We start from the raw sequence: 2,714 nt of genomic DNA on the forward strand, positions 1-2,714 counted from the left end.
GTTCGTACACTTGCTTCAGTTGCTCGTCCGACACCGGCTCGGGAAGCCACCCGTTTTGGCTACGACCATTGCGAAACACACGGTCTAAAAAAAGTTCATCAACCATAAATCGATACCTTATTGGAGAGAAACGGTACCGCGCGAAAGCACGGTACCTTAGGCTATTAGTGAGTTAGATGGACATTGTCCCGCTAAGCGCCAGCGATTCTTGATGCCGCGCCGAATCGAGCGCTTTGGCGTAGTCGGCGGTCGCTTTGTAATCGGAGTTGATGTCGACTTCCGACTCGATTCCACACACCCGGCGAGCGAGCCTTGCGTACGGGCCCGAGCCAGAGAATTCCGCCCGTTGCATGGTTAGCGTGCGAATGGCTTGCAGCGGCGTGCCGTTGAAATTTTCGAAAATAAACAGGCGGCTACCCCAGTCCGTCAGGAACAGGTCACGGATCACCCGGCCGATCTTAAGGCGGTCATGTGGCTTGCCGACGGGTCCGCTATTCAGGCGTTCGAACCAGGGGTTGAGCGTCGCATCGTTCCATTGATCCTCGCTGGCGAAGATCAGGGCACTACGCCCGGAAAGGTCGACCAGTTCGTAGATCATTTGCGAGAAGTTCTCGAGATACAGCGCGCGGCCAAAATCGTAGATCAAGATATTCGGCTTGTAATGGCCGCCGGGCGTGTGAAAGCCCAATTCCTCGGCCGCGATAACGTGGGCTAGCATGGCCTGATGGAAACCAATTAACTTCGCAACGCGGGTCATCACGGCGGGAATCTTGTTGGTTCCAATATGCTCGGTGATCAGGACGGCTAGTCCGGCCATGAGCTCAGCGCGCACCATCTGGCGAACCAGCGCATGGTAATGCAGCCAGTCGAACACACGTTGCGGGTAAAGCTTGGCATGTTCAGGATTGCCAATATGGAAGACATGCGACCACGGAATGAAGACATTCTCGAAAAGAGTCATACCGTCGAGTTCATCGCCCTGCGAGGCCAGCGGGTGTTCGATTGGATCTTCCTTCGCCACGCCCTCACGACAAACGATCGTCACCCCTTTGGTATTGACCGGGGTTGCTGCGAAAATAACCTGCTCGCCGGGAATGCCGGGCCGGAAGAATACGCCGATATGGATCCAGTCCGCAAAAGCGACGCCCGTGCCGATCGCTTTAACGCCATTGACAACGATTCCCTTCTCGTTCTTTTCAACGATACGCAAACCGGGCGAGCGCTCCTGTGCATCCGGGCTGGACCGGTCCATTTGCGGATCGACAAATTGCGGTGCGCAGTTAAAATCGTTGTCCCTCGCAAAGTTGACGAAGTTAACGATATTCTTTCCCTTGATGTGGCCTTCCGCACCAATGGATTGAGTCTCCCACGGCGTCGGATCGTCCAGGTAAGTCGTCAAGACGTAGTTATTCACATCGGGACTACGGGGAAAGGATGCACCAGCCATTTCACGCATTACGGTCTCGTGATACTTGCGCTTACGCCTGAGTTGTTCCTTATTGTGGTGGCTGAACCATTGCATTGCACGTCGCTCACCATCCTCGTCAATATAAGTCATGACGTCTTGCAAATCGGCCCGATGATGCAAGTCGTAGAAATCTGCATGGCGCTGCGCATAGTCACGTGTTTTCGGGTGCGTGGCAATGTTGTCGATCTTTTCGTTTCCCACCCAGACTTGACGCCCGTCATTCAGGGATTCAAGGTATTGACGACCGGTTCGAATCATGACTTATCCTTCGAGAATTTAATGTAAAGCGACGGGTTAAAGCGTTGCGGGTTGGGTTGTTGCGTAGGCGCGCTGGTAGTAAGCGAGGGGGTGGCGTTCGTCTGCCTTAGTGGTTGCGATTACGCGTGCGAAGATAAGGCTGTGTGTCCCAACCTCAATAGCATCTGCAACACGACAATCGAGCGTCATCATTGCTTCTTTGCAGTAGGGCGCGCCGCTTGCCAGGGTTCCCCACTGACTCCTGGCAAACCGTTCGGGCATTGACAAGCCGCCGACCCCCGCGAAGAGCTGGGACAGTTCACTTTGGCCTGCGCTTAACCAGTTCACAGTGAGTATCCCGTTCGCCTTGATTACGCCATTCGCGAAGCTGCTGCGATTGATGCAAACCAAAACAGTCGGAGGGGTGTCACATACTGAGCAGACTGCAGAGCAGGTCACTCCGGCTCTCCCACTCGGGCCGTCAGTGGCCAGGATAGTCACCGGGGTAATTGCTTTGGAGAGCGCCTCCCTGAACTCAGTCGCGCTTACTTCCGCGCATATTGTCTCCGGCATAGTTCCCAGTAGTGAGCCAACTGTCGAATCAGCTGCTATTTCTTGTCTATTCTGCGTGTTGGGCATCACGCGTCTCCAGATGGAAGGTTACTCGGGCTTTTGATTTCCTTTCCGTTTATGGAATTGATTGTTATCTTTTTCTTTTTGGGAATCTACAGATTGGCGGCATAAACACTATTCCGTCAGGGCATCGATATAGATGCACCAAGCGACTGCTTCACTGCGCAAAGGCGGAGGTGGCCTGAGAGACACAGGCTGAGATGGCGTTAGTCTCGCCCGCCCGGAAGATTGAAAAGGCGGTGAGCGAAGAAGGCAGGACGAGCTTCGGTCGACTAGACCGTCCGCTGAAGCAACACAAGCCGAAATTACAGTTGAGGCGGGCTCGATGGCATTTCAAATACCGTGAAGAAAGGCAGCCCGTCACCCATCGTTCTTA

General features: G+C 54.2%; 2 protein-coding genes. Both read right to left on the reverse strand.

Features of this window, described 5'->3' with window-relative positions:
• Positions 1 to 172: 172 nt before the first annotated feature.
• Complete coding sequence (locus tag WCA53_RS13495) at positions 173 to 1,726, reverse strand: 4-hydroxyphenylacetate 3-hydroxylase N-terminal domain-containing protein (protein WP_423910834.1); 1,554 nt, start codon at positions 1,724 to 1,726, stop codon at positions 173 to 175.
• Between the two features lie 36 nt (positions 1,727 to 1,762).
• Entirely contained in the window at positions 1,763 to 2,344 is a 582-nt protein-coding gene (locus WCA53_RS13500; protein ID WP_423910839.1) for a flavin reductase, read from the reverse strand.
• Between the last annotated feature and the right edge of the window lie 370 nt (positions 2,345 to 2,714).

Source organism: Caballeronia sp., assembly GCF_049581465.1.
Taxonomy (GTDB): Bacteria; Pseudomonadota; Gammaproteobacteria; order Burkholderiales; family Burkholderiaceae; genus Caballeronia.